The sequence below is a fragment of the Streptomyces bullii genome, assembly GCF_042657145.1.
GTDB classification, from domain to species: Bacteria; Actinomycetota; Actinomycetes; order Streptomycetales; family Streptomycetaceae; genus Streptomyces; species Streptomyces bullii.
Genome location: NZ_JBHSNY010000015.1, coordinates 79,026 through 101,719, shown reverse-complemented (window position 1 = coordinate 101,719; position 22,694 = coordinate 79,026). Strand labels below are relative to the sequence as shown.

Sequence of the window (22,694 nt, the reverse complement as noted above, 5' to 3'; positions counted from 1 at the left end):
GCCCCCGCCACTCCTGCGCACGTCCCTCACGGAGGTTCCACGATCTCCTCACTGAGCGATTGTGTGCAGATGTGTTGACCTCTGTTTGGGCCGTCTTCTAGCCTCAGGTCGCACTGAGCCGCCAGTCCCTCCGCGCCTTCCCCCGTGAAGTCGCCGGATCGACCCGCAGACTCACCGCCCGGAGCTGCGCGGATGCGGCGCGCTGCTCCGGGCGGTGCCCCACCGTGCCGCCGTCGGCCGGGAGCCGCGCCCCGGGGCGCTCACACCGCCGCGTGCGCACGCACCGATCAGAAAGGGACATCGTGTCACCGAAGAAGCATCGCGGGACAGCACACCTGGGCGTGTTGCTGGCCTGTGCCACGGCATTCGGCGGAGCGCTCACCGCGCCCGCCTCCGCCGCCCCGGCCGCCGACCCGGCCGTGTCCCCCGTCAGCGACTTCCGCGGGGTCAACTGGGCCGACCCGCGCGACAACTTCGCCGACGACGCCGTGGTGCCCTCGGGCCTGTCCACGTCCGACAGCTACGCCACCACCTACGCCAAGTCGAAGGCGATCATCGCCGGGTTCGCCGGGCTGGGCGCCAACACCGTCCGGCTGCCGGTCAACCCCACCTCCGTGAACGGCCCCTTCTGGAAGTCGTACAAGGGGGCGATCGACGCCGCCACCGACCAGGGGTTCAAGGTCATCCTGGGCTACTGGGAGGCCGACAACGCCAAGGACGGCAGGATCGACGACCGGGCGGCCTGGGACCAGATGTGGGCGCGGATCACCTCCGCCTACGCCCGCGACTCCCACGTGTACTTCGAGCCGATGAACGAGCCGTTCGGCTACAGCTCCCAGGAGTGGCGCGACATCGCCGCGAAGTGGGTGACCACCCACGGCAACGTGCCCCGCGACCGGATCCTCATCGGAGGGATCAAGTACAGCGAGGACGTCAAGCCCGTGTGCGCCGACAGCAGGCTCGACGGCACCCGGCTGGCCCTGCACAACTACGGCTTCTGGCACACCGACTGGACCAGCGCCGACCAGTGGAAGCAGGACTTCAGGCAGCGCATCGGCAACTGCGCCTCGCGCACGGTCCTCGACGAGTTCGGCGCCACCATGACCTCCGGGCTGGACTACAACGGCCCGATCAACGGCTCCAACGAGATCGCCTACATCCAGGCCGCCACGGACATCATCCGCGAACTGGGCCTGGGCTCCGTCTACTGGCCGGGCCTGCGCAACGGGGACACCTACTCCCTGACCACGCTGCAGGGCACGGGCACCGACCTCAGCCTGAAGGTGAACAACCGGAGCGGACTGGACCGTCTGCACTGGGCGTGGCGCCAGGACGGCGGCTGACACCCCAAATTCCCGCGCCGAAACGGGTGGGAGGTCGTCTCCGGGTGAGCGAAGACGACCTCCCATCTGTGACTCCACGAGTCGGGACGACAGGATTTGAACCTGCGACCCCTTGACCCCCAGTCAAGTGCGCTACCAAGCTGCGCCACGTCCCGGTGCGCCGCACACGGTCGCCCCGTGTGAACGCGCAGGTCAACCCTACCTCATGGCCGCGGCGCCGACGTGCGGGGCCATCGCCGCCCGAAGCTCCTCGCGACTCGGCGGGAGGGGAGGACGACGAGGGAGGGCGGACACCGCTGTGTTCCTCTCGCACCGGAGTGACCGGCCGTCCCGAGCCACCGGGCGTCACCAGCGGCCCGGCTCCGCACCCTCGTACGCCGCCCGCAGCAGGGCGAGGACGCCGTCGACCGTGACCTTGCGCGGGTTGCCGTAGGCGTTGCCCGCCGTCTGCGCGGCCACGGTCGCCAGATCGGCTTCCTTCAAGCCGATCTCCCCGAGCGTGCGCGGTGCGCCGAGGTGCCCGGCCAGGGTTCGCAGGGCCCGTGGGGGGTCGTCCGTGCCGAGCGCACGGCCCAGGCGGGCCATCGCCTCCGGCGCGGCCGGCGCGTTGTACGCGAGCGCGTACGGCAGGACGACGGTGTGGGTCTCGGCGTGCGGCAGACCGAAGGTGCCGCCGAGCACATGGCACAGCTTGTGGTGCAGCCCCATGCTGGTGACACCCAGGCAGGACCCGCACAGCCAGGCCGCGTACAGGGCGCCGCTGCGCGCCGGCAGCGCTTCCGGATCGGCGGCCACCCCGGGCAGCGCCTCGGCCATCGCCCGTACGCCCTCCTCGGCCATCAGCTGGACCAGGGGTGAGGTGTCGGGGGCGTACAGCGCCTCGACGGCGTGGGCGATCGCGTTGATGCCGCTGGTGACGGAGAGCGGTACGGGCAGGGTGAGGGTGAGGTCGGGGTCGTAGACGACGCAGCGGGGCAGGACCGACCGGTCGCGGCCGGTTCGTTTGACGCCGTGCTCGGTCAGGCCCCAGACGGGCGTCATCTCCGAGCCGGAGTAGGTGGAGGGCACGGCGATCAGCGGCAGACCGGTGCGCAGCGCGATCGCCTTGCCCAGGCCGATGGACGAGCCACCGCCCACCGCGACGCATCCGTCGGCGTTGGCGGCCCGAGCCACCTCGACCGCGTGGTGGGCGGCAGGGACGGGCACGTGCCGCCGGGCCCCGTCGTGCAGGCCGGCGCAGGCCGGGCCGAGCGCGTCGGCGACGGCCCGCGCGGTGCCGGTGCCGCTGCTGCCGCACACCACCAGCAGCCGCCGCAGACCGAGCCGTTCGGCCTCGCCGGGCGTCGCCGAGACGGCGGCGCCGGGCCGGAAGACGACGCGGGTGGGCAGCGCCTCGTGGGAGAAGTCGAGAACGTCCGTCATGAGGGCTCCAGGACGAGGTCGAAGCGGGCGTGGCGGAACGGGTTCCGGACGCCGAACTCCCGGGCCAGTTCCGGGTCGTCGACCGGCGTGAAGTCCTGCACCAGGCTCTGCCGCACGGCGAACACGGCGTCGGAGTCCAGGTGTTCGCCGCCCGCCACGAAGACGTGCGTGGTGACCGGGGTGTGTCCCTCGGCCGAGACGATGAAGTGGATGTGGGCCGGACGGTAGGGGTGCCGGCCGGTGGCCCGCAGCAGCGCGCCGACCGGGCCGTCGGTGGGGATCGGGTACGGGCTCGGCAGGCAGGTACGGAACCGGAAACGGCCTTCGGCGTCCGCAGTGAACAGGCCGCGGCCGTTGCCCGGTGGCTGCACGTCGGGCTGCTGGACGTCGTAGAAGCCCTGTGCGTTCGCCTGCCACACGTCGAGGCGCGCGCCCGGCAGCGGCGTCCCGTCGCGCGACAGCACCCGCCCGCTGACCACGCAGGGTTCCCCGTCGCCCAGCAGGTCGATGGTGGCGCCCGGTTCCCGTACCGGTGAGTCGGTCATGTGGAACGGGCCGAGGACCGTCGGCTCGGTGGCGCCGGGGGTGTGGTCACCGTTGATCGTCTCGACGAGCATCGACAGGCCGAGCACGTCCGACAGGAGGATGAACTCCTGCCGGGTGTCCGTGCACGCCTGCCCGGTCGCCGTCAGGAAGCCGATCGCCCGCTCCCACTCCTCGCGCGTCAGCCGGGTTTCGCGCGCGAAGGCGTGCAGATGACGGACGAGAGCGGTGAGCAGCTCGCGCAGCCGGGGATCGGCGGTGCCGCGCAGACTGCGAACCACCTCCTCGGTGACCGTGCCGTCGGGCGCGGTGGCGTGCGTGGCATGCGTGGCGTCGGTGCTCATGGCCGCTCCTTGCCCGATGCGCGGGTCACCTATGTCCAGCGTGCCTCGGGGACCCGCGGTGCGGGAGGGCCGGGCGGACCGTTGGGGGCCCGGGACGTGCCGGGAAGGGTCAGCGCGCCCCGGGCTCAGGGCGACGGAGCCCGGGACGTACCGCAAGCCCAGGGGTGCGGACCCGGGCTCAGGGCGGCGGTTGCCCCGGGCGTGCCGTAACCGAGGGGGGCGGGCCCGGGTGCCCCAGGGCCCGGGTGCCGTGGGCGTGCCGCACACCGAGGGGCGGGCCCGGCTCAGGGCGGTGGCTGCCCCGGACATACCGCAAACCGAGGGGCCCGGCTCAGGGCGGTGGGTGCCGCCAGGTGTACCGCAAACCCAGGGGCGGGCCCGTGCTCAGGGCGGGGGCGCCGTAGTCCCCCGGATCTCCAGTGTCGGCGCCGCCAGGTGCGCCCGCCCCGCTCCCCCGGGCCGCTGGAAACGGTCGAGGAGGCAGCGGGCGGCCCGGCGGCCGACCTCGTGGCTCGCGTTGTCGACGGTGGTGAGCCACACGTGGCGCAGCCGGGAGATGCTCGTGTTGTCGTACCCGACCACGGACACGTCCCGCGGGACCCGCAGGCCCAGTTCCTCCGCCGCCGACAGGGCGCCGACGGAGGCGATGTCGTTGACGGCGAAGACGGCGGTGGGGCGGTCGGGGCGGCTGAGCAGCCGGACGGTGGCGCGGTAGCCGCCCTCCTCGGTCATGTCGCTCGGTTCGACGCGCGCCTGCGCCGCCGGTCCGTGCGCGCGCATGGCCGTCTCGAAGCTGCGGCGACGCAGGTCACCGACGGCGCCGTAGCCCGCGATGTGCGCGATGCGGCGGTGGCCGAGGGCCACGAGGTGCTCGGTGACCAGCCGGGCGCCCTGCTCGTCGTCGCCCGCGACCAGGTCCACGCCCGGCGGCACCTGTTCGCGGGCACCCGCCAGCACGACCGGTATCCGCTCGGCGACGGCGCCGAGAGCGGCCGGGTCGGGCAGCGTGCCGACCACGACCAGACCGTCGACCCCCAGGTCGAGGAACGGGTCGGCCGGATCCTGGCCGGTGCGGCGGTTCAGGCGCGCGTCGGCGAGCAGCATGCGCAGGCCCGCCGCGTGGAGCAGGGAGTTGAGGCCGTCGAGCAGGTCGACGAACCAGGGGTTGCGCAGGTCGTTGAGGAGGACGCCGACCGTGCGGCTGCGCTGTTCGCTGAGGCTGCGCGCGGCGGCATTGGGCCGGTAGCCGAGCTCGCGGACGGCCCGCAGCACGGCCTCCCGTTTCTCGGGGCGCACCTGGTCGGAGCCGCGCAGCACCAGGGAGACCAGGGACTTGGAGACGCCGGCTCGTTCGGCCACGTCGCGGATCGTCGGCGGTCTCATGGATGGACCGTTCCACGCGGCCGTACCACTTGTCAAAGGCTTGACAGCAGGGCAGTGGCCGCCCACTGTGGGCCGGACAGGTTCTGGAACGGTCCAAAGAGGGGCTCTCATGGTGGACACGCTCGGCGTCGCCGTCGTCGGATTCGGCTGGATGGGGCGGGTGCACACCCAGGCGTACGCGCGCGTGGCGCATCACTATCCGCTGCTGCCGCTCCGTCCCGAGCTGGTCGCGGTCGCCGAGGAGGTGCCGGGCCGGGCGGAGGAGGCCGCCGCGCAGTTCGGGTTCGCCGCGACGACCCGCGACTGGCGCGAGGTGGCCGCCGACCCGCGGGTGAAGGCGGTCAGCATCACCGCCCCGAACTTCCTGCACCGTGAGATCGGTGTCGCCATGGCCGAGGCCGGCAAGCACATCTGGATCGAGAAGCCGGTGGGGCTGACGGTCCAGGACGCCCGAGCCGTGGCCGACGCGGTCACCAAGGCCGGTGTGCAGGGCGCGGTCGGCTTCAACTACCGCAACGCGCCCGCCGTCGAGGCCGCCCGTGAGCTGATCGCGTCCGGGGAGATCGGCACCGTCACGCACGCCCGGGTCCGTCTCCTCAGCGACTACGCGGCCCATCCCGAGGGCGCCCTGACCTGGCGGTACGAGCGGGAGCGCGGCGGCAGCGGGGTGCTCGGCGACCTGGCCTCGCACGGTGCGGACCTGGCCCGGTTCCTGCTCGGCGACATCGCGTCCCTGACCGCCGACACGGCGATCTTCCTGCCCGAGCGGGCCCGTCCGACCGGCGCCACGGCCGGCCACTCCCGCGCCTCGGGCGGCGAGCTCGGTCCGGTCGAGAACGAGGACTACGTCAGCTGCCTGCTGCGGTTCGCCTCCGGCGCGCGCGGCGTCCTGGAGGCCTGCCGGGTCTCGGTGGGCGAGCAGAACAACTACGGCTTCGAGGTGCACGGCACCAAGGGCGCCGTCTTCTGGGACTTCCGCCGCATGAACGAACTGGCGGTCAGTCGCGGGACGACGTACCAGGACCAGCCCGTGAGCACGGTGTACGTCGGCCCGGGCCACGGCGAGTTCGCCGCGTTCCAGCCGGGCGCGGCGAACGCCATGGGCTACGACGACCTGAAGGTCATCGAGGCGTACCGGTTCCTGCGCTCGATCGCCGAGGGCACCCCGTACGGGGCCACGCTCGCGGACGCCGTGCACAGCGCGGCCGTCCTGGACGCCATGTCCCGCTCGGCGCGCAGCGGTGCCTGGGTCACCGTGGACGCGCGGTCCTGAGTGCTCAGCGGTCGGCTGCGGCGCCGGCCCGTCGGCCCAGCGCGTACTTGGCGGGGAACAGGACGAACCACCCCCACATGGCCGCGGGCCCGATGAGCAGCGCCAGCGGGACGCTGACGACGAACACCGCCACCGTCGCGGCGAGGTCGAGGCCGTACAGCAGGAAGCCCTCCTTGGGCGCGGTGTCGCCGCGCAGCCAGGGGCGGGTGGCCAGGACGCTGACCAGGGCGAGGTGGCTGGCGCCCAGTGCGGCGACGGCCGCCGCGTAGATGGCGACCGAGGCGGGTTCGCCGCCGTAGTCGGAGACGAGCCGGGTGGGGAAGGGCAGCAGCGCCGCGATGCCCAGGCCGAGCACGGTCAGCGAGATCACCTGTCCGTCGACCTGCCGGACGTCGCGGAAGATCCGGCGGTGGCCGCGCCAGAAAGTGGCCAGCACCACCACGCTGAGGGCGTAGGCCCCGAGGTCCGGGAGCAGCTCCCGCAGCGCCCGGTGGTACTCCGTGGTGTCCAGGCCGCGCGGCACGGACAGGTCCAGGACGAGCAGGGTGATGGCGATGGCGAACACGCCGTCGGAGAGCGCCAGCATTCGGTCGGGCGGGCCGTCCGGGGTCGATTTCCACATGCGCACGACGGTAGGGAGACGGGGCCCGCCGAGCGGGAAACACGCCAGGGCCGCCCCCCGACGTCACCGTACGGCCGTCGGCGCGCTGTGTGGGCGGCGGTCAGCCAACCGTCGCCTGCGGCGGCATGTTGTACGGCGTCACGACCTGGATCGCCGACGGCAGCGTGGGCCCCGCGGGCGGCAGGGCGCCGTGCGCGCGCATCACCAGATGGCAGGCCTCCCGCATGTCCTGGCGCAGGTCGTGGTGGAGCACGGCGGACAGGCGGTGCTCGCGCAGCAGCCGGGTGTTGTCGTGGTCCAGGTCGTGCGCGATGAACACGGCGCACTCGCGGCCCAGGTCCTCAAAGGCCTGCAGCGTGGCGATGTTGCCGCCGCCGATCGAGTAGACGGCACGGATGTCCGGGTCGCGTTGCAGAGCGGCCCGGACGAGGTCGTACTGGGTGGCGTCCAGGCCCTGGCCCTCGGCGATCTCGACGAGCGTACGGTCCGGGTGGTGGGTGCGCATGGCGCTGCGGAAGCCCATCTCGCGCTCCTCCTCGTTGCGGAAGAAGCCGCTGCTGAGGCTGGTGAGGACGTTACCGGGGCGGTCGCCGAGCCACTGGCCCATCAGGTACGCGGCGGTCGCGCCCGCCGCCCGGTTGTCGATGCCGACGTAGCCGAGGCGGGGGCTGGCGGGCAGGTCGGTCACCAGGGCGACGACGGGGATGCCCGTGGCCCGGAGCCGGCCGACGGCGGCGGTGACCTCGGGGACGTCCGGGGCCTTGAGGATCACGCCCTGCGAGCCGCGCCGGGCGATCCGGTCCAGCGTGCCGACGAGCTCCCCCACCGGCCCCGTCTCCCGGAAGTGGAAGCGGGAGCGCAGCACGGCCGGGTGCAGGGACGGCAGCTCGGTCTCCAGGGCCGCGCGCACGGCCGTGGAGAAGCGCTCCGGCGCCTGCATGACGATGTCGACCATGAAGGTACGGCCCACGAGCCGGACCTGGGTGCGCTGCCGGTCCAGGTCGGCGATCGCCCGGTGCACCTCGCGCGCGGTGCTCTCGCGCACACCGCCCCTGCCGTTGAGGACGCGGTCCACGGTGGCCTCGCTCAGACCCGCCTGACGTGCGATCTCCCGGATCGGGAAGGGGTGGCCCATGCATCGGCTCCTTGAGGGGTTTTTGATGGCTTCCTGCTGGTTGTTCGAGGGGTTTGTGCTGACAAGAATGACAGGGCTGCGTCGCTCCGTGACCCCCGAAGGGGACGACGATGTCCTTCACTTCCGCACACGTCTCCGTACACCGCCGCGCCTGGCTGTCCGAGCAGGACTGCGACCTGGACGCCTTCCGGGCGCTGGTCGAGCAGGCGACCGACCCCACCGCCCACCCGCACGCCTCCGCCGTGGAGCAGGGCGTGCCGATCTACGACGCCGACCTGATCGAGGCCGACCGCGAGTTCCAGGACGAGCTGGTGCACGCGCTCGCCGACGGCCCCGGCATCGTGGTCTTCCGGGGCGCGTTCCCCGACCCGTCGGTCGTGGACCGGGCCACCGCCGTCTTCGACGCCCTGATCGCCGAGCAGCGCGCCTCGGGTGCGACGGCCGGCGACCACTTTGCCAAGCCCGGCGCCAACGACCGGGTGTGGAACGCGCTGGAGAAGACGGCCCTGTACGACGCGCACGTGTTCGCCGACTACTACGCCAACGAGGTGCTGGCCCTGGTGTCGGGGGCGTGGCTCGGCCCCGGCTACCAGGTCACCTCCCAGATCAACGTGGTGAACCCGGGCGGCGCCGCCCAGACCGTGCACCGCGACTACCACCTCGGCTTCCTGTCCGGCCAGGTCGCCGCCGCCTACCCGGCGCACGTGCACCGCCTGTCCCCCGTGCTGACCCTCCAGGGCGCGGTCGCGCACTGCGACATGCCCGTGGAGTCCGGCCCGACGATGTACCTGCCGCACTCGCAGAAGTACGAGCCCGGCTACCTGGCGTGGCGGCTGCCGGAGTTCCGGGCGTACTTCGAGGCGCACCACGTCCAGCTCCCGCTCGCCAAGGGCGACGTGGTCTTCTTCAACCCGGCCCTGTTCCACGCCGCCGGCGGCAACCGCTCCACCGGCATCCGCCGCATGGCCAACCTTTTGCAGGTGTCCTCCGCCTTCGGACGGGCCATGGAGACGGTGGACCGGGAGGCGGTCGCGAACGCGGTCTACCCGGTGCTGCTCCAGCGCAAGGCCGAGGGTGTCGGCGAGGCCTGGCTGGAGAACGTGATCGCGGCCAGCGCCGAGGGCTACCCCTTCCCCACGAACCTCGACAGCGACCCGCCGGTCGACGGACTGGCCCCGCCCTCCCAGGCGGACGTCGTACGGCGGGCGTTGCGCGAGGAGTGGTCGCCGGCGGTGCTCCGGGCGGAGCTGCGGGCCGGTGCCGAACGGCGAGAGAGCTGAGGAACCGTCTCATGGGACTTCTCGACGACAAGGTCGTCCTCGTCAACGGCGGCAGCCAGGGCGTGGGCGCCGCCATCGCGCGGGCCGCGGTCCGCGAGGGGGCGGTCGTGGCCGTCACCGGGCGCCGCCCGGAGCCCGGCGAGGCCCTGGTGGCCGAACTGGCCGCCGCGGGCGGCAAGGCGATGTTCGTCCGGGCCGACCTCGCGGACGCCGAGCAGGCCAAGGGCTCCGTCGCCGAGGTGGTGCGGGCGTACGGCCGGGTCGACTGCCTGGTGAACTCGGCGGGGCTCACCTCCCGGGGCACGCTGCTGGACACCACGCCCGAGCTGTTCGACCAGCACATCGCGATCAACCTCAAGGCGCCGTTCTTCGCGATGCAGGCGGCCGTCGCCGACATGGTGGCGCGCAAGGCGCCCGGCACGATCGTCAACATCATCACGTCGTCGGCGCACGGCGGGCAGCCGTTCCTCGCGCCGTACGTCGCCGCGAAGGCCGGGCTCGCCGGACTGACCCGCAACGCCGCGCACGCCCACCGCTGGGACCGGGTCCGCATCAACGGCCTGAACATCGGCTGGACCGCGACCGAGGGCGAGGACGCCACCCAGCGCGCCTTCCACGGAGCCGGGGACGACTGGCGCGATCAGGCAGCGGCCAAGCTGCCGATGGGCAAGCTCGGCCAGCCGGACGAGATCGCCGACTTCGTCGTCCTCCTGTTGTCGGAACGGTCCGGAGTGGTCACCGGGTCCGTGATCGACTGGGACCAGAACGTGCTCGGCGGACTCGACTGACCTCCCCCACTCCGCTCGTAAGAACCGCACCCAAGGAGCAAGCACCCCCATGCGTATCGGAATCCTCGGCCTCGGCCGCATCGGCGCCTTCCACGCCGAGACCCTCTCGGGGCTCGACGCCGTCGAGTCCCTCGTCGTCTCCGACCCGTTCGCGGACGCCGCTAAGGCCGCCGCCGAGCGGTTCGGTGCCGAGGTCGCGGACTCCCCCGAGGCCCTGCTGGCCGCCGGCGTGGACGGCCTCGTCGTCGCCGCGGCCACCGACGCCCACCCCGCCCTGATCCTCGCCGGGGTCGAGGCCGGCGTCCCCGTGTTCTGCGAGAAGCCCGTCGCCAGGACCATGAGCGAGGGAGTCGAGGTGCTCAAGGCCGTGCGGGGCACGGACGTGCCGATCCAGATCGGCTACAACCGGCGCTTCGACGCCGGGTTCGTCGCTGCCCGGGCCGCCGTGCGCGGTGGAGAGCTCGGGCAGCTGCACACCGTGCGGTCGACGACGCTGGACCCGGCGCCGCCGCCCGCCGCGTACATCGCCGCCTCCGGCGGCATCTTCCGCGACTGTTCGGTGCACGACTTCGACATCATCCGCTGGGTGACCGGCCGCGAGGTGAGCGAGGTGTACGCCGTCGGCGGCAACAAGGGCGCCGACTACATCAGGGAGGCGGGCGACGCCGACACCACCGGGGCGATCCTCACGCTCGACGACGGCACCATCGCCGTGGTCTCCAACAGCCGCCACAACGCCCGCGGTTACGACGTCCGCATGGAGCTGCACGGTTTCAAGGACTCCATCGCCGTCGGCCTGGAGGACAAGCTGCCGCTGCGGTCGGTGGAGCCGGGCGTGACCTTCCCGGCGGGCACCCCGCACGACTTCTTCATGGACCGCTTCACCGCGGCCTACCGCGCCGAACTGACCGCGTTCACCGAGGTCGTGGCAGGCACCCGGCCCTCCCCGTGCACCATCGAGGACGCCCTGGAAGCCGGCTGGATCGCCGAGGCGTGCACGCTGTCCCTCGGCGAGCACCGCCCCGTCACCATCGAGGAGGTACGGCAGGCATGAGCGGACCGGGCCGGGAACCCCTGCGCATCGGCGTCCTGGGAGCCGCGCGGATCACCGAGCGCTCCCTGATCGGCCCGGCCCGTGCGACCGGCCACCGCGTCGTCGCGGTGGCCGCCCGTGACCGCGCCCGCGCCGAGGCGTTCGCAGCGGCCCACGGCGTGGAACGGGTGACGGGGTCGTACGCCGAACTGGTGGCCGACCCCGAGGTCGACGTCGTCTACAACCCGCTCGCCAACGGCCTGCACGGGCCGTGGAACCTCGCCGCCCTCGCGGCGGGCAAGCACGTGCTGAGCGAGAAGCCGTCGGCGAGCGACGCGGGGGAAGCGGCCGAGGTCCTGCAGGCCGCTCAGAAGGCCGGCACCGTCTTCATGGAGGCCTTCCACTACCTCTTCCACCCGGTCACCCGGCGTCTGCACGAGTTGCTGGAGTCGGGGGAGCTGGGCGACCTGCGGCACGTCGAGGCGCTCGTCGCGATCCCCGCGCCGGAGGACTCCGATCCGCGCTGGTCGCTGCCGCTGGCCGGCGGCGCCCTGATGGACCTCGGCTGCTACAGCCTGCACGCGCTGCGCATGCTCGCGCCCTGGGCCGGCGGCGCACCCCGGCTCGCGCGGGCCCGGGGCGGGGAGCGGGCGGGCGCGCCCGGGGTCGACGAGTGGCTGGACGCCGATCTGGAGTTCCCCGGCGGCGCCACCGGCTCCGCGCGTTGTCACATGGCCTACGGCGGCCTGGAGATGAGCATCCGGCTGGTGGGCTCCCGGGGCGAGGCGACCGCGCCGAACTTCGTGCTGCCGCACAGGGACGACCGGGTCGTGGTGCGCACCCCGGAGGGCGAGCGCACCGAACGGCTCGGCACACGCTCGTCGTACACGTACCAGCTGGAGGCGTTCGCCACCGGGGTGCGCGACGGGGCCGCTCTGCCGCTGGACGCGCAGGACGCGGTGACGACGATGGAGCTGATCGACGCGTGCTACCGCGCGGCCGGGTTCGAGCCGCGGCCGCGTACGAGGCTGCCCGGCTGACGCCGGCCGGCGGGTCAGCCGGCCTCCTCGCTGATGTTGACCATCCAGGGGACGCCGAACCGGTCCGTGCACATGCCGAACACATCGCCCCACATCTGCTTCTCCAGGGGCACGGACACCGAGCCGCCGGCGGACAGCTTCTCCCAGTAGCCGCGCAGCTCGGCGTCGTCGTCGCCGCTGAGGCTCACCGAGAAGTTGTTGCCCGGCCGGTGGTCGTCCGTCGGGGTGTCGGCGCCCATCAGGGTGAAGCCGCTGGGCGTTTCCAGCATGCCGTGCATGATTTTGTCGGCCATGGGGCTGTCCGGCTGGCCGAACTCACCGTAGGTGTTGAACCGCAGGGTGCCGCCGAAGACGTCCTTGTAGAACTCCATCGCCTGCCGGGCGTCACCGGCGAAGCTGAGGTACGGGTTGAGACGCGCGCTCATGGGAGCCTCCCGGAAAGGGCGGAACGGTCAGTGCTTCGCACGCTAGCCTGCGGCACTGACAACGGCCCGCCGAGCGCGTCGGGTGGGTTCACCCGTACAGCGCGGGCCGCTCGACCAGTGCGACCTCCGCCCGGCCGCCCTCTTCCAGAGCCCGCACCCCTGCCTCGCACACGGCCGCCGCGGCGTAGCCGTCCCAGGTGCTCGGGCCGGTCACCTCGCCGCGGCGGGTGGCGTCGACCCAGGCCTGGATCTCACGGTCGTAGGCGTCGGCGAAGCGCTCGGTGAAGTCCTGGGCGATGGTGCCGCCCCACCGGCCGGCCATGTGGGTGACCAGGCCGTGGCCGTCGCCGACGCGGGCGGTGCCGCGTTCGCAGACCACCTCGGCCTGCACCTGGTAGCCGAAGCCGCAGTTGACGAAGATCTCCACGTCGGACAGTGCTCCGCCGTCGGTCTCCAGGACGACGAACTGCGGGTCCAGCAGGGCGTCGGGCGCGTTGACGGAGGGGGTGGGGCGCAGCACGGTGACGGCCGTGATCTCGTGGCCGAGGAGCCAGCGGGTGGCGTCCACCTCGTGCGCGACGGAGTCGCTGATGAGCATGGAGCTGGTGAAGAAGGGCGGGCTGGCCACGTTGCGGTGCCGGTTGTGCAGCATCAGCGGGCGGCCGAGCTGTCCGGTCTCCAGCAGCGCCTTCAGTTTGACGTACTCGGCGTCGTAGCGGCGCATGAAGCCGACCTGGACCCGGCGGTGGCCGAGTGCCTGTTCGGCTTCGAGGACGCGCAGCGCCGAGGCCGCGTCGGGGGTGAGCGGCTTCTCGCACAGCACGGGCAGGTCGTGCGCGAAGGCGGCGAGCAGCGCGGCCTCGTGGGCCGGGCCCGGCGACGCGACGAGCACGGCGTCGACGTCGGCCGCCGCCAGGGCGACGACCGGGTCGGTGTAGGCCGTACAGCCGTCGACGCGGGCCGCGACGGCTTTGGCCCGCTCCGCGTCGACGTCCACGACGGCACTCACCCGTGCGCCGCTGATGACCGATTGGATGCGGCGCACATGGTCGGCGCCCATACGTCCCGTGCCGATGACTGCGACTCGCAGGGTCGCGGGTATGGCGCGCTCGGCCATGGTCGTCCTTCCGGGTCGTCAGGCGCCGCAGGAACGAAGGAACTTGCGGGTGCGCACCGCGATGGGCAGCGGCTTGTCCGGCTCGCAGGGGTACATGTCCTGCTCGACGATGGCGAAGAGCTCCACGCCGAGGTTCTGCGCAGCCTCCAGCACCGGGCCCAACTCGGGGACTCCGGCCGGGGGTTCGCACATCACGCCGCGCTGCACGGCGGGCCCGAACGGCACCCCGTTGGCCTGGACGTCGGCGAGGATCTCCGGGTCGACCTGCTTGAGGTGCAGGTAGCCGATGCGCTCGCCGTACGTCTCGATCAGCTTGACGCTGTCGCCGCCGCAGTAGGCGTAGTGGCCGGTGTCCAGGCAGAGGTTGACCAGGTCGGAGTCGGTGGAGTCGAGGAACCGCTCGACGTGCTCCTCGGTGTCGATGTGGGTGTCGGCGTGCGGGTGGACGACGATGTCGAGCCCGTACTTCTCCTTCACCTCGTGACCGAGGCGCTCCATGCCCTTGCTCAGGTGCCCCCACTGCTCGGTGGTGAGCTCCGGCGGCTCCAGGATCTCGGCGGTCTTGTCGTCGCGCCAGAAGGAGGGGATGACGACCAGGTGCTTGGCGTCCATGGCCTGGGTGAGGGCGGCGACCCTGCTGACCTGTTCCCAGGTGGACTCCCACTCGGAAGGACCGCGGTGCAGGCCGCAGAAGATCGTGCCCGCGGAGACCTTGAGGTTCCGCTTGGTCACCTCGTCGGTGAGCCGGGCCGGGTCGGTCGGCAGGTAGCCGTACGGGCCGAGTTCGATCCAGGAGTAGCCGGCCTCGGCGACCTCGTCGAGGAAGCGTTCCCAGGGCACCTGCAACGGGTCGTCGGCGAACCAGACGCCCCAGGAGTCGGGGGCGGAGCCGACCCGGATGCGGTCGAGCGCGGGGGCCATGTCAGGACTTTCCTTCCGGAGTTGCCACTACGGGGGCGGTGAGGTCTTCCTCTTCGGGGAGCTCCTCGACGTCGACGCCGCGGACCTGCGCCAACTCGTGCTTGAGGGCGGCCAGTTCGGCGCCGCCGGCCATGTGGTTGGTGAGCTCTTCGAGGCTGACCTGGTCGCGGGAGGCGGACAGCTCCATGGTGCCCAGGCGCAGGACGCTGAAGTGGTCGCCGACCATGTAGGCGTGGTGGGGGTTGTGGGTGATGAAGATGACGCCGAGGCCGCGGTCGCGGGCGGCGGCGATGTACTTCAGCACCACACCGGACTGCTTGACGCCGAGGGCGGCGGTCGGCTCGTCCAGGATGAGGACGCGGGCGCCGAAGTAGACGGCGCGGGCGATCGCGACGCACTGGCGCTGGCCGCCGGAGAGCGTGCCGATGGGCTGCTCCAGGTCGTCCAGGACGATGCCCATCTCCCGCAGTTCGTGATCGGCTGTCTCCTTCATCTGCTCGATGTCGAGACGGCGGATCGGCCAGGGGCCCTTGGTCATCTCGGAGCCGAGGAAGAAGTTGCGCCACACCGGCATCAGCGGGACGACCGCGAGGTCCTGGTAGACGGTGGCGATGCCCTTGTCGAGGGCCTCGCGCGGGGTGGAGAAGCGCACGGGTTCGCCGTCGACGAGGAACTCGCCCTCGGTGTGCTGGTGCAGACCCGAGATGATCTTGATGAGGGTCGACTTGCCGGCGCCGTTGTCGCCGAGGACGCAGGTCACCTTGCCGGGGTGGACGGCCAGGTCGACACCGTGCAGCGCCCGGATGTTGCCGTAGGACTTGCCCGCGTTGCGCAGTTCGACCAGGGGACGGTCCCCCGCGGAGGGCTTGTCCGCCAGGACGGCCCCGTGGGTGCCGGTTTCCTTGCTTGTCATTGCGGTCACCTCCGGGTCGCCGTGCGCTGGACCCACAGATTGATGAGGACGGCGCCGAGGAGCATCACGCCGAGGAAGGCCTTGAACCAGTCGGGGTTCCAGCCGGCGTAGACGATGCCCTGCTGGACCATGCCGAACATGAAGGCGCCGAAGACCGGGCCGATCGCCGAGCCGTAGCCGCCGGTCAGCAGACAGCCGCCGATGACCGCCGCGGCGATGTAGATCAGCTCCTGGCCCACGCCCTCGCCGGACTGCACCGTGTTGAAGGAGAACAGGTTGTGCATGCCGACGAACCAGGCGCCGAACCCGACCAGCATGAACAGCGATATCTTGGTGAAGGTCACCGGGACACCGACCGCGCGGGCGCTGCCCTTGTTGCCGCCGACGGCGAAGATCCAGTTGCCGTACTTGGTGCGCAGCAGCACCCAGGTGGCGATGGCCGCGAAGACCAGCCACCACACCACGGTGATCTTCACCTGGACGCCGCCGACGTCGAAGGTCGAGGCGAAGAGCGCCTTGGCCTGGCTGAAGCCGTCCATGTCGCTGATGTCGTCGGTGGCGACGTTGCCGGTGACCAGCTTGGTCACCGCGAGGTTGACGCCCTGCAGGATCAGGAAGGTGCCGAGTGTGACCAGGAAGCTCGGCAGGCCGGTCTTGACCAGCATCCAGCCGTTGAACGCGCCGATCGCCAGCGACACGACCAGGGCGACGATCACGCCCGCCCAGACGTTCAGGGTCAGCTGGTAGCTGAGCATCGACGCGGTCAGCGCCGAGGTGATCACGGCGACACCGGCCGACAGGTCGAACTCGCCGCCGATCATCAGCAGGGCCACGGGCAGGGCCATGATCCCGATCGTCGACGACTGGTACAGGATGTTCGCCATCGAGCTGCCGTCACGTACCGGCGGCGCGGCGAACAGGAAGAACACCAGGACCGCGACGGCGCCGAGGAAGACGCCGACCTCGGGCCGGGCAAGCAGGCGCAGCGCGAGGGGGCGCTGCTGGGTCCGGCCGTCTGTCTGCTTCGGGCCGGAGGCCGGCGGTGTGCTCACCGCCGGCGCAGCCTGTTGGGTCATGCTCATCACCGAGTTCCGTTCGCGGCGAACTTGGCGATCTGCTCGACGTTGGACTTGTCGACGAAGGCCGGGCCGGTGAGCACGGGCTGCTCACCGCCGCCGCTGTAGTTGCCGTTGTTCTTGTAGAGCCACAGTCCGTCGACGGCCAGGTAGCCCTGGAGGTAGGGCTGCTGGTCGACGGCGAACTGGATCGAGTCGTTCTGGATGGCCTTGATGAGGTCCTTGTTGAGGTCGAAGGTGGCGACCTTCGCCTTGCTGCCGGCGTCGCCGACCGACTGCACCGCGGTCAGCGCGAAGGGGGCGCCGAGCGTGACGACGTAGTCGATGGACGGGTCCTGCTTCAGCTTGGCGGTGATGGTGGACTTCACGGACGGCATGTCGGTGCCGTTGACGTTCTGCACGTCGAGCTTGCCGTCGAAGGTCTTCTCCACGCCGTCGCACCGCTGGGTCAGGCCGACGTTGCCCTGCTCCTGGACGACGCAGAGGGCGTGCTTGGCGCCGACCTCGTTCAGCTTCTTGCCGAACGCCTCTCCCGCCACGGTCTCGTCCTGCCCGAAGAACTCCAGCAGGTTGAGGCTCTTCCAGTCGCTCAGGCCGGAGTTGAGGCCGACGACGGGTATCCCGGCCTGCTCGGCCTTGCCGATGACGCTCTTGAGGGCGTCCGGCTTGGCGAGGGTGACCGCGATGCCGTCGACCTTCTGGTCGATCGCGTTCTGGACCAGGTTGGCCTGGTTGCCCGCGTTCGGGTCGGCCGAGTAGATCAGCTTGATGTTGTCCTTGGCGGCCGCGGCCTCGGCACCCTTGCGGACGGTGTCCCAGAAGGTGTCGCCCGGTGCCTGGTGGGTGACGAGAGCGACCGTCATCCGGGGGGTGTTGGCCTTGCCCGCGGAGGCGTTCGCCCCGCCTTCCTCCGACTTCTTGCCCCCGGAGCCGCTGGAGCAGCCGGCGAGGGTCAGGGCGGCTGCCGCCGCGACGGCGACGACGGGCACGATTCTGTGGGAACGACGGGAAGTAGAGCGGTCCATCTTTACCTGGCACCTCACTGTGCGACGGGAGGAAAGGGGGATCGGGAGGATCCGGGGGGCCGGAGCCTCGGGAGTCCAGGTCATGCGCCGAAAACGGCTGTCGTGTTGGGACGGGATCCAAGCCCTTGACGCGTCCGCTGTCAATACTTTGTTAAGACATCATTTCACAAGCAGGTCCGAATGTAAGTACAAACTATTGACAGCGCCGCCCTCCGAGACCTACACCTGGGAGGCGGCAGGTCCCTGGCTTCCACGTCCCCACGGTTGCAGGGCACCCAGGGACCCGCATCCCCAGCAGCTCGAGGAGCGTCGCGCATGGCCGACTCAGCACAGTACTTCGACCTGATCACGATGGGCCGCATCGGGGTCGATCTTTACCCCCTGCAGACGGGCGTGCCCCTGACGCGGGTGGAGACCTTCGGGAAGTTCCTCGGCGGTTCGGCCGCCAACGTGGCGGTCGCGGCCGCCCGTCTCGGCCGTTCCACCGCGGTGATCACCCGCACCGGCAACGACCCCTTCGGTGCCTATCTGCACGAGGCGCTGAAGGACTTCGGGGTCGACGACCGCTGGGTCACCCCGGTCGACGCCCACCCCACCCCCATCACGTTCTGCGAGATCTTCCCGCCGGACGACTTCCCGCTCTACTTCTACCGCCGGCCCAAGGCCCCGGACCTGGAGATCCGCACCGACGAGCTGGACTACTTCGCCATCCGCGGGGCCCGTATCTTCTGGATCACCGGCACCGGTCTGAGCGAGGAGCCGAGCCGCTCCGCCACGCTCGCTGCCCTCAAGGCGCGCGACAAGGCGGGCACCACGGTCTTCGACCTCGACTGGCGCCCGATGTTCTGGCGGGACCCGCAGGAGGCCCGCCCCTACTACCGCGAGGCGCTGCGCCACGCCACCGTCGCGGTCGGCAACCTCGACGAGTGCGAGGTCGCCACCGGCGTCCGCGAACCCGAGGCGTGCGCCGAGGCGCTGCTGGCGGCGGGCGTGGAGCTCGCCGTGGTCAAGCAGGGCCCGAAGGGCGTGCTGGCCGTGCACCGCGACGGCACCCGGGCAGAGGTGCCGCCCGTGCCGGTCGAGGTGGTCAACGGCCTCGGCGCGGGCGACGCCTTCGGTGGCTCGCTCTGCCACGGTCTGCTCTCCGGCTGGGATCTCGACACGACCATGCGGTACGCCAACGCCGCCGGCGCGCTCGTCGCCTCCCGCCTCGCCTGTTCCTCCGCGATGCCGACCGAGTCCGAGGTCGAAGACCTCCTCGCACGGGCCTCGTCGCCGAGTGTCGCGGGCTGACGTGAGCCGTCCCCGCCCCCGGGCCGACGAAGCCAACCCCGAACGGAGCCTGACTTGAACCTGAGCATCCCCGACCTCACCGCGGTCCGGGCCCGCAATCCGGAGGCCGTCGCCGAGGCGGCCGCCCGCCGGACGCGCCGCCCGCTGATCGGCGACAGCGGCCGTCTGATGATCGTGGCCGCCGACCACCCGGCCCGCGGCGCCCTGGGCGTCGGCGAACGTCGCCTGGCCATGGCCCACCGCGCCGATCTGCTGGAGCGCCTGTGCGTCGCGCTGTCCCGGCCCGGCGTGGACGGGGTGCTCGCCACCGCCGACATCCTGGAGGACCTGCTGCTCCTCGGGGTGCTGGACGACAAGGTCGTCATGGGCTCCATGAACCGCGGGGGCCTGGCCGGCGCCGCCTTCGAGATGGACGACCGGTTCACCGGCCACCGCGCCGAGGACATAGAGCGCCTCGGCTTCGACGCGGGCAAGCTGCTCGTCCGTATCGACTACGACGACCCGGGCTCCCTGACCACCCTGGAGTCCACGGCCCGCGCCATCGACGCCATGGCCGCGCGCCGACTGCCCGTCTTCGTCGAGCCGTTCATCTCCCGCCGCGTCGAAGGCCGGGTCCGCAACGACCTGTCCGCGGAGGCCGTCACCCGCTCCATCGCCATCGCCTCCGGCCTCGGCGGCACCTCCGCCTACACCTGGCTGAAGCTGCCCGTCACCGACGACCCCGACGACATGGCCGAGGTCCTGGAGACCTCCACCCTGCCCGCCGTGCTGCTCGGCGGCGAGGTCGGCGACGACCAGGAGGGCGCGTACGAACGCTGGCGCAAGGCGCTGCGGCTGCCCACCGTGCAGGGCATGGTGGTCGGCCGGTCGCTGCTCTACCCGGCCGAGGGCAGCGTGGAGCAGGCAGTGGACACGGCCGTCGGCCTGTTGTGAGCGAAAGGCAGACCATGACGTATCACCTCCCCGCGGGCAAGGCCCTCGGCGGCCCCTACATCGTCGACGTCACCCCGGAGAAGGCCAACTGGGGCTACTCCAGCCTGCGCGTGCTGGAACTGCCGCCGGGCGGCACGCACTCCTTCGACACCGGTGACAGCGAGTGGATCGTGCTGTCGCTCGGCGGAGCCTGCGCGGTCGCCGTCGGCGACGACTTCGGCCAGGACACCTTCGAGCTGCACGGCCGCCGCGACGTCTTCAGCGGCGTCAGCGACTTCGCCTACCTGCCGCGCGACGCCCGCGCGACCGTGACGTCCGCCGAGGGCGGCCGGTTCGCGCTGACCGGAGCGCGCTGCACGCGCCGCCTGCCCGCCCGCTACGGCCCGGCCTCCTCGGTGCCCGTGGAACTGCGCGGCACCGGGAACTGCTCCCGCCAGGTGAACAACTTCGGCGCGGCCGGGGTGTTCGACTGCGACAAGCTCATCGCCGTCGAGGTGATCACCCCGGGCGGCAACTGGTCGTCGTTCCCGCCGCACAAGCACGACGAGCACCGGCCGGGCGAGGAGTCCGTGCTGGAGGAGATCTACTACTTCGAGTTCGCCGCGCACGACGGCACCCCCGGCCTCGGCTACCAGCGGGTCTCCCCGTCCGGCCCGGGCCGCGACACGGACGTGCTGGCCGAGGTCCGCGACGGCGACGTCGTCCTCATCCCGGACGGCTGGCACGGACCGTCCATGGCGACGCCCGGCCACCACATGTACTACCTCAACGTCATGGCGGGCCCGGAGGCCGAGCGCGCCTGGCTGATCTGCGACCACCCCGACCACGCCTGGATCCGCGACACCTGGCCGGACCAGCCCGTCGACCCCCGACTCCCCCTCTACACCGCACCGGAGACCTCCGCATGAGCGCCCCCACCCGCCGACTGACGACCGCCCAGGCGCTGGTGCGGTTCCTGTCCGCCCAGTACACCGAGCGGGACGGCGTACGACGCCGCCTGATCGCCGGCACCTGGGGCATCTTCGGCCACGGCAACGTGGCGGGTGTCGGCCAGGCCCTGCTGGAGGCGGGCGAGGACGTCATGCCCTTCCACCAGGGCCGCAACGAGCAGTCGATGGTGCACGCGGCGGTCGGCTACGCCCGCCAGCTCAACCGCCTCTCCGCGCAGGCCGTGACGACCTCCATCGGCCCCGGCGCCACCAACCTGGTCACCGGCGCCGCCCTGGCGACGATCAACCGTCTGCCGGTGCTCCTGCTCCCCGGCGACTACTTCGCCACGCACGCCGCCGACCCGCTGCTGCAGCAGCTGGAGCACCCGGTCGAGGCCGACGTGTCCGTCAACGACACCCTGCGCCCGGTGTCCCGCTACTTCGACCGGATCACCCGCCCCGAGGCCCTGATCCCGTCCGCGCTCAACGCCATGCGGGTGCTCGCCGACCCGGCCGAGACCGGCGCGGTCACGCTGGCCCTCCCCCAGGACGTGCAGGCCGAGGCGTACGACTGGCCGGAGGAGTTCTTCGCCGAGCGCGTCTGGTACGTACGGCGTCCCGCACCGGACCCGGTCGAGCTGGCGGCGGCCGTGGAGGCCGTCCGGTCGGCCCGGCGCCCGCTGATCGTCGCGGGCGGCGGTGTCCACCACAGCGAGGCCGAGGACGCCCTGAAGGCGTTCGTCGAGGCCACCGGCATCCCCGTCTCCTCTACGCAGGCGGGCAAGGGCTCGCTGCGGTACGACCACCCCGCCGACCTCGGCGGCATCGGCCACACCGGTACGTCGGTCAGCGACGACATCGCCCGCACCGCCGACCTGGTCATCGGCGTCGGCACCCGCTACACCGACTTCACCACGGCCTCCGGCACGCTGTTCCAGAACCCGGACGTGCGGTTCCTGAACCTCAACATCACCGGCTTCGACGCGCACAAGCTGGCCGCGCGGACGCTGGTCTGCGACGCGAGGACCGGACTGGAGAAGCTCACCGAGGCCCTGGCCGGGCACCGTGTGCAGTCGTCGTACGAGGCCGAGTACCGCGCCGGCAAGGAGCGCTGGGACCAGGTCGTCGACGCCGCCTACCGCGCCGACGACGAGAACGCGATCCCGACCCAGACCCAGGTGCTCGGCGCGCTGGACGCGGTCGTCGGCGACGACGACGTGGTGATCAACGCGGCCGGTTCGCTCCCCGGCGACCTGCACAAGCTGTGGCGCTCCCGCAGCCCGCGCCAGTACCACCTGGAGTACGGCTACTCCTGCATGGGCTACGAGATCCCCGCCGGGATCGGCATCCAGCAGGCCGCCCCGGACACGGCCGTGTGGTCGCTGGTCGGGGACGGCACCTACCTGATGATGCCGACGGAGATCGTCACGGCCGTCCAGGAGGGCCTGCCGGTCAACATCGTCCTGATCCAGAACCACGGCTACGCCTCCATCGGCGGGCTGTCGGCCGAGACCGGCGGCGAGCGCTTCGGCACCGACTACCGCTACCGCTCCGCCGACGGCACCTTCAGCGGGGCGCCGCTGCCCGTCGACCTCGCCGCCAACGCGGCCAGCCTCGGCATGGACGTCCTGCGCGCCAAGACGGTGCGCGAGCTGCGCGAGGCGCTGGCCACGGCCCGCGCCTCCGACCGGCCGACGTGCGTGTACGTCGAGACGGACATCATGAACCCCACCTCCCCCGGTGCCGAGGCCTGGTGGGACGTGCCCGTGGCCGAGGTCGCCTCCCGCGAGGCGGCCGTCGAGGCCCGCGAGCGGTACGACCACCACCTCGCCGGACGCCGCCGCCACCTGTAGAAC

21 protein-coding genes and 1 tRNA gene are annotated in these 22,694 nt (G+C 71.9%); 10 read left to right on the top strand and 12 right to left on the bottom strand.

The genetic code is table 11. The features are described 5' to 3' along the window. Nucleotides 1–302 precede the first annotated feature (302 nt). Complete coding sequence (locus ACFPZJ_RS35065; protein ID WP_381030320.1) at nucleotides 303–1,343, top strand: glycoside hydrolase family 5 protein; 1,041 nt, start codon at nucleotides 303–305, stop codon at nucleotides 1,341–1,343. Between the two features lie 81 nt (nucleotides 1,344–1,424). On the opposite strand, the gene ACFPZJ_RS35060 is transcribed toward ACFPZJ_RS35065, so the two are convergent. The 4 genes from ACFPZJ_RS35060 to ACFPZJ_RS35045 all read right to left on the bottom strand — a co-directional run bounded on the left by ACFPZJ_RS35060 (nucleotide 1,425) and on the right by ACFPZJ_RS35045 (nucleotide 5,035). After that, nucleotides 1,425–1,498, bottom strand: a tRNA-Pro gene (locus ACFPZJ_RS35060). A gap of 190 nt (nucleotides 1,499–1,688) precedes the next feature. After that, the gene (locus ACFPZJ_RS35055; protein WP_381030318.1) at nucleotides 1,689–2,765 is read right to left on the bottom strand and encodes a maleylacetate reductase; all 1,077 of its coding nucleotides are present in this window, start codon (nucleotides 2,763–2,765) and stop codon (nucleotides 1,689–1,691) included. Beyond that, a complete protein-coding gene (locus tag ACFPZJ_RS35050) occupies nucleotides 2,762–3,652 on the bottom strand; it encodes an intradiol ring-cleavage dioxygenase (protein WP_381030316.1) in 891 nt (296 codons plus the stop codon). Before ACFPZJ_RS35050 ends, ACFPZJ_RS35055 begins: the two co-directional genes overlap by 4 nt. A gap of 384 nt (nucleotides 3,653–4,036) precedes the next feature. Further along, a complete protein-coding gene (locus ACFPZJ_RS35045) occupies nucleotides 4,037–5,035 on the bottom strand; it encodes a LacI family DNA-binding transcriptional regulator (protein ID WP_381030313.1) in 999 nt (332 codons plus the stop codon). Nucleotides 5,036–5,144: 109 nt separating this feature from the next. Here ACFPZJ_RS35045 and ACFPZJ_RS35040 point away from each other — a divergent pair, with 109 nt between their 5' ends. After that, nucleotides 5,145–6,308, top strand: a complete 1,164-nt coding sequence (locus tag ACFPZJ_RS35040) for a Gfo/Idh/MocA family protein (RefSeq protein WP_381030311.1) — start codon at nucleotides 5,145–5,147, stop codon at nucleotides 6,306–6,308. A gap of 4 nt (nucleotides 6,309–6,312) precedes the next feature. Here ACFPZJ_RS35040 and ACFPZJ_RS35035 read toward each other — a convergent pair whose 3' ends face one another. Further along, nucleotides 6,313–6,930, bottom strand: a complete 618-nt coding sequence (locus tag ACFPZJ_RS35035) for a TMEM175 family protein (protein WP_381030309.1) — start codon at nucleotides 6,928–6,930, stop codon at nucleotides 6,313–6,315. A 100-nt stretch (nucleotides 6,931–7,030) separates the two neighbouring features. Then, nucleotides 7,031–8,065 carry a LacI family DNA-binding transcriptional regulator gene (locus ACFPZJ_RS35030; protein ID WP_381030307.1) on the bottom strand — a complete coding sequence of 345 codons (1,035 nt, stop codon included), beginning with the start codon at nucleotides 8,063–8,065 and terminating at the stop codon, nucleotides 7,031–7,033. 110 nt (nucleotides 8,066–8,175) lie between these two features. Between ACFPZJ_RS35030 and ACFPZJ_RS35025 the strand changes: the two genes are divergently transcribed. The 4 genes from ACFPZJ_RS35025 to ACFPZJ_RS35010 are packed head-to-tail and all read left to right on the top strand — an operon-like array spanning nucleotide 8,176 to nucleotide 12,206. Then, nucleotides 8,176–9,345: a phytanoyl-CoA dioxygenase family protein gene (locus ACFPZJ_RS35025; RefSeq protein WP_381030305.1), complete on the top strand. Its 1,170-nt coding sequence runs from the start codon at nucleotides 8,176–8,178 to the stop codon at nucleotides 9,343–9,345. Between the two features lie 11 nt (nucleotides 9,346–9,356). Further along, nucleotides 9,357–10,133 (top strand): SDR family oxidoreductase, encoded by a 777-nt coding sequence (locus tag ACFPZJ_RS35020; protein ID WP_381030302.1) that lies wholly within the window; start codon nucleotides 9,357–9,359, stop codon nucleotides 10,131–10,133. Nucleotides 10,134–10,182: 49 nt separating this feature from the next. Further along, a complete protein-coding gene (locus tag ACFPZJ_RS35015) occupies nucleotides 10,183–11,187 on the top strand; it encodes a Gfo/Idh/MocA family protein (RefSeq protein ID WP_381030299.1) in 1,005 nt (334 codons plus the stop codon). Beyond that, entirely contained in the window at nucleotides 11,184–12,206 is a 1,023-nt protein-coding gene (locus ACFPZJ_RS35010) for a Gfo/Idh/MocA family protein (RefSeq protein WP_381030297.1), read from the top strand. The genes ACFPZJ_RS35015 and ACFPZJ_RS35010 overlap by 4 nt, the downstream gene beginning before the upstream one ends. 14 nt (nucleotides 12,207–12,220) lie before the next feature. Here the strand turns inward: ACFPZJ_RS35010 and ACFPZJ_RS35005 are convergent, their stop codons facing one another. From ACFPZJ_RS35005 to ACFPZJ_RS34980, 6 genes are all read right to left on the bottom strand, one after another. Beyond that, nucleotides 12,221–12,631 (bottom strand): VOC family protein, encoded by a 411-nt coding sequence (locus ACFPZJ_RS35005; protein ID WP_381030295.1) that lies wholly within the window; start codon nucleotides 12,629–12,631, stop codon nucleotides 12,221–12,223. A gap of 88 nt (nucleotides 12,632–12,719) precedes the next feature. Next, nucleotides 12,720–13,748: a Gfo/Idh/MocA family protein gene (locus ACFPZJ_RS35000; protein ID WP_381030293.1), complete on the bottom strand. Its 1,029-nt coding sequence runs from the start codon at nucleotides 13,746–13,748 to the stop codon at nucleotides 12,720–12,722. Nucleotides 13,749–13,766: 18 nt separating this feature from the next. After that, the gene (locus ACFPZJ_RS34995; RefSeq protein WP_381030291.1) at nucleotides 13,767–14,669 is read right to left on the bottom strand and encodes a sugar phosphate isomerase/epimerase family protein; all 903 of its coding nucleotides are present in this window, start codon (nucleotides 14,667–14,669) and stop codon (nucleotides 13,767–13,769) included. A gap of 1 nt (nucleotide 14,670) precedes the next feature. After that, complete coding sequence (locus ACFPZJ_RS34990; RefSeq protein ID WP_381030289.1) at nucleotides 14,671–15,582, bottom strand: ATP-binding cassette domain-containing protein; 912 nt, start codon at nucleotides 15,580–15,582, stop codon at nucleotides 14,671–14,673. Between the two features lie 5 nt (nucleotides 15,583–15,587). Beyond that, complete coding sequence (locus ACFPZJ_RS34985; RefSeq protein WP_381030286.1) at nucleotides 15,588–16,664, bottom strand: ABC transporter permease; 1,077 nt, start codon at nucleotides 16,662–16,664, stop codon at nucleotides 15,588–15,590. After that, nucleotides 16,664–17,683: a sugar ABC transporter substrate-binding protein gene (locus ACFPZJ_RS34980; RefSeq protein WP_381030283.1), complete on the bottom strand. Its 1,020-nt coding sequence runs from the start codon at nucleotides 17,681–17,683 to the stop codon at nucleotides 16,664–16,666. The genes ACFPZJ_RS34985 and ACFPZJ_RS34980 overlap by 1 nt, the downstream gene beginning before the upstream one ends. 315 nt (nucleotides 17,684–17,998) lie before the next feature. Here ACFPZJ_RS34980 and iolC point away from each other — a divergent pair, with 315 nt between their 5' ends. Genes iolC through iolD form a run of 4 tightly spaced genes read left to right on the top strand, consistent with a single transcriptional unit; the run spans nucleotide 17,999 to nucleotide 22,691 of the window. Continuing rightward, nucleotides 17,999–18,976, top strand: coding sequence for a 5-dehydro-2-deoxygluconokinase (gene iolC / locus ACFPZJ_RS34975; RefSeq protein WP_381030280.1), 978 nt, complete (start codon nucleotides 17,999–18,001; stop codon nucleotides 18,974–18,976). 54 nt (nucleotides 18,977–19,030) lie between these two features. Continuing rightward, nucleotides 19,031–19,909 (top strand): Cgl0159 family (beta/alpha)8-fold protein, encoded by an 879-nt coding sequence (locus ACFPZJ_RS34970; protein WP_381030277.1) that lies wholly within the window; start codon nucleotides 19,031–19,033, stop codon nucleotides 19,907–19,909. Between the two features lie 14 nt (nucleotides 19,910–19,923). Continuing rightward, nucleotides 19,924–20,817, top strand: a complete 894-nt coding sequence (gene iolB, locus ACFPZJ_RS34965; protein ID WP_381030274.1) for a 5-deoxy-glucuronate isomerase — start codon at nucleotides 19,924–19,926, stop codon at nucleotides 20,815–20,817. Continuing rightward, nucleotides 20,814–22,691, top strand: coding sequence for a 3D-(3,5/4)-trihydroxycyclohexane-1,2-dione acylhydrolase (decyclizing) (gene iolD / locus ACFPZJ_RS34960; protein ID WP_381030271.1), 1,878 nt, complete (start codon nucleotides 20,814–20,816; stop codon nucleotides 22,689–22,691). The genes iolB and iolD overlap by 4 nt, the downstream gene beginning before the upstream one ends. Nucleotides 22,692–22,694 lie beyond the last annotated feature (3 nt).